Below are 3,499 nucleotides of genomic sequence, written 5' to 3'. Positions count from 1 at the left end.
GGGGGGGGGCGTCCTTCTCTTTCGGCACCGGCAACGCGGCCAAACTGCTCCGGATCCCGCTGTATGCCGTCGGACGCATCGGTACTCTTCTCCTCCCGCGAGGGCGGCGCTGGGTGTTCGGCTGCGGTGCCGGGATCGGCGACGGTGCGCTCGCGATGCAGCAGCACGCGGCAGCGGCGGGCCATGACACGCTCTGGCTCACGTCATCCGAACGCGAAGACCGCGAGGCGGCCGCCCTCGGCATCCGTTTCGCCCGCAAGAGCGGCCTGCGCGGCTGGTGGGCGACCGCCAGGGCCGGTGTGCTGGTGGTCACTCACGGCTTGGGCGATGTCAACCGCTATGCGAACGGTGGCGCGTTCGTCGTCCAGCTCTGGCACGGCATCCCGCTCAAGCGGATCGGGCTGGACTCGCCGGCGACGACCGAGGTGCCGAAAGTCCCCGGTGCGGCGCTGCTGCGTCGCGCGATCGCGGTGCTCTACCGCGCCGCCGCGCAGCGGATCCGTGTGCTGCCCGCCGCGTCCCATCGCGCGAGGGGCAGGCTGGAGTCCGCATTCGGTCTCGGCGACGACCGGGTCGTCGTGACCGGCGAGCCTCGCGTCGATGTCCTCTCGGCGGGTTCGGGGGAGGAGCGGCGCAGCGCCGCATCCGCACTTCTCCGCCGGGTCGTCGGCGACATCCCCGTGTCCGCGCGCACAGTCCTGTACGCGCCGACCTGGCGGGACGGAGCTCCCGACCCCGCCGTTCCGTCTGCGGCGGAGTGGGTTCAGATCATCCGCCTCCTCGAAGCGCAGGACGCCGTTCTCCTCGTGCGTTCGCACCCGCTGGGGGAAGGTGGCTACGCGCCGCCCCTGCCGAGCAGGCGGGTCCGCGCTCTGGGCTCGACCGTGATCGCCGACGTCACGCCCGTGCTGCCGGCGGTGGACGTGCTCGTCACCGACTACTCCTCTCTCGCTTACGACGTGGGGCTGTTGCCGATGCCGGTCCTTTTTCTGGCGCCCGACGCCCAGCAGTACGCGCGCACACGCGGCTTCTACGGTCGATACGAAGAGGTCGCGGGCCAGGACGCGGCCGCGGATTGGACGGGGCTGCTCGCGCAGCTCGAGCATCTGCTCGCCGACCGTCGCGTGTACGACGCGGCGTCCGTGCGGTCCGCTACGCTCAGCGCGGGGATGCACGCGTATCGAGACGGGCGCAACACCGAGCGCGTCTATGACGTGATCCGCGCACGGGGGATTCCCGCGCCGAAGGGAGCAGCATGACAACGGCCCGCATCGACGACACGGCACAGGCGCTGGTCGTCGCAGGGACCGGGGCACGACCGGCGGAAGCCGTGTTGGTCGGACCGCGCGCACGGGTCGAGGCCCGCATCAGCGGCGGCGGCAAGACGTGGAAGGCCGCGTTCCCGCTGGAGGCGTCGCGCTGGGGCGGCCCGTCACTCCCGCTACCGACCGGAACGTACGAGCTGCGGATCTCGGATGCCGACCTGCAGGAGCTGAGGATCGATCCTGTCGTCCTGACCGGCGTGCGCATCGCCGTCGACGGCAGCACGGTCCGCATCGCCGCGCCGATCGATCCCGTGTACGAGACGGTGGAAGGCAGGTCGACGCTCGAGGAGCGCTACGTCGCCCAGAGCGGCGGCACCGAGAACGCGGTCTTCTTCGAGAGCTTCTACGGTCGCAGCGTCGGCTGCAATCCTCGCGCGATCGACCGCGAGCTCGCGACTCGTGCTCCGCAGGTGCGGCGCTACTGGAGCGTCGTCGACCTCTCGGTCGAGGTTCCGGAGGGTGCGATCGCCGTTGTCGAGGGGAGCCCCCAGTGGTGGCATGCGCGGGGAGCGGCCCGTCTGCTCGTCGTGAACGACTGGCTGCGGCGTCGCTTCGCCCGCAAGCCGGGTCAGAAGGTCCTGCAGACCTGGCACGGCACCCCGCTGAAGCGGCTCGCGCTGCACCGGCCGGGTTTCGATCCGCGACGCATGGCGGCGGTGGTCAAGGAGTCCCGCCGCTGGGACGTCCTCCTGGCGCAGAACGCCTACTCGGAACGCATTCTGCGCAAGGCATACGCGTTCTTCGGGCGCCCGATCTGGGTGGACGGCTACCCCCGCAATGACACGCTGATCTCGGAAGACCCGGCCGCGATCCGCCGCTCCCTGGGCATCGGGGCCGAAGAGAGGGTGCTCCTTTACGCCCCGACCTGGCGAGACGACCGCACCGAGATGGTCGACTTCATCGACCCCGAACTCCTGGCACGTCAGGCCAACGCGGTGGTGCTCGTGCGCGGCCATTCCCGGACACTCGAACAGGGCCGCGACCGCGACGGCGCGCGCGTCATCGACGTGACGGGATATCCGGAGACCGCGCGGCTGCTGCTCGCCGCGGACGCGTTGATCACCGACTACTCCTCGGTGATGTTCGATTTCAGCGTCACAGGCAAGCCGATGTACTTTCTGGTGCCCGACCTCGATCACTACCGTGGACAGCTGCGCGGCTTCTACTTCGACCTCGCCGAACGCGCGCCGGGACCCCTGGTGCGCACGCAGCAGGAGCTCACCGCCGCCCTCGAGGACGCGGGTCACGAAGCCGCATTCGCCGAGCGGTATGCGGCGTGGCGCCGACAGTTCAACCCCCGTGACGACGGCCACGCTGCTCAGCGTGTCGTCGACCGCATCCTCGATCTCGGCTTCGTCACGCTCTGACGTCGCCGTCCTCGCCGCCGGAGCGGTTCAGGGCAGCGGAGTGTTGCGAGTGCCGAGGCGAGACGCGTCGACGGTGTCGCGGGCTCCGCGGAGCACGCCGCCGAGGAAGCCGATTCCCCAGGACAGATGCATGGTCGGCAGCACGAGCATGGTCCACAGCCGTTGGCGCACACCGCCGCCACGCGGCGCCAGAGCGACGCCCAGCACGAGGAGCAGATACAGCGCGAGGGGTGCGTACACGATGAGGGAGACGATCAGCGAGACCGCGCCGCCGAGCACTCCGGTGAGCTGGAGGATCCCCGTCACGAGGGCGAGCAGGACCAGGAGCACGAGCGCAGGCGGCGCGAAGTAGCGGATGCCGTTGCGGCGACCGAACCGACGCACGAGCTCGCCGCGCCAGGCGCCGGTCGCGCGGAACTGGCGCGCCAGACGGATCCAGCTCTCGCGGGGCCAGTAGGTGACGGACAGCTCGGGGTCGAACCAGACACGGTGCCCGGCCTGACGGATGCGAAGGTTGAGCTCCCAGTCCTCGCCACGCCGGATCGACTCGTCGAACAGGCCGACCTCGTCCAGGACCTCGCGTCGCATGACGCCGAGATAGGCGGACTCGGCCTCGCCCTCCTGGGAGCTGCCGTGGTAAGCGCCTCCGCCGAGTCCGACGGGGGAGTTGTACAGGCGGGCGACGGCCTTCTGGAACGGTGTGCGTCCCTCGGCGTGCATGACGCCGCCCACATTGGCCGAATCGGTGCGTTCCAGGGTCCGGAGCGCCCGGGCGGCGTAGCCGGCGGAGAGCTCGGAGTGGGGGGG

General features: G+C 70.6%; 3 protein-coding genes. 2 read left to right on the top strand and 1 reads right to left on the bottom strand.

The features are described 5' to 3' along the window. Both ACNPM4_RS17750 and ACNPM4_RS17745 read left to right on the top strand, forming a co-directional pair. Window positions 1-1,259, top strand: a 1,259-nt coding sequence (locus tag ACNPM4_RS17750) for a CDP-glycerol glycerophosphotransferase family protein (RefSeq protein WP_448986559.1), incomplete at its 5' end; no start/stop codon positions are given. Then, a complete protein-coding gene (locus ACNPM4_RS17745; protein WP_448986558.1) occupies window positions 1,256-2,692 on the top strand; it encodes a CDP-glycerol glycerophosphotransferase family protein in 1,437 nt (478 codons plus the stop codon). The genes ACNPM4_RS17750 and ACNPM4_RS17745, both read left to right, overlap by 4 nt. Before the next feature lie 27 nt (window positions 2,693-2,719). Here ACNPM4_RS17745 and ACNPM4_RS17740 read toward each other — a convergent pair. Continuing rightward, a partial coding sequence (locus ACNPM4_RS17740) for a glycosyltransferase family 2 protein (protein WP_448986557.1) occupies window positions 2,720-3,499 on the bottom strand: 780 nt, incomplete at its 5' end.

The organism is Microbacterium umsixpiens, assembly GCF_053543675.1.
Note: the sequence above shows the minus strand (reverse complement) of the source record. Positions and strands in the feature narration are given on the sequence as shown.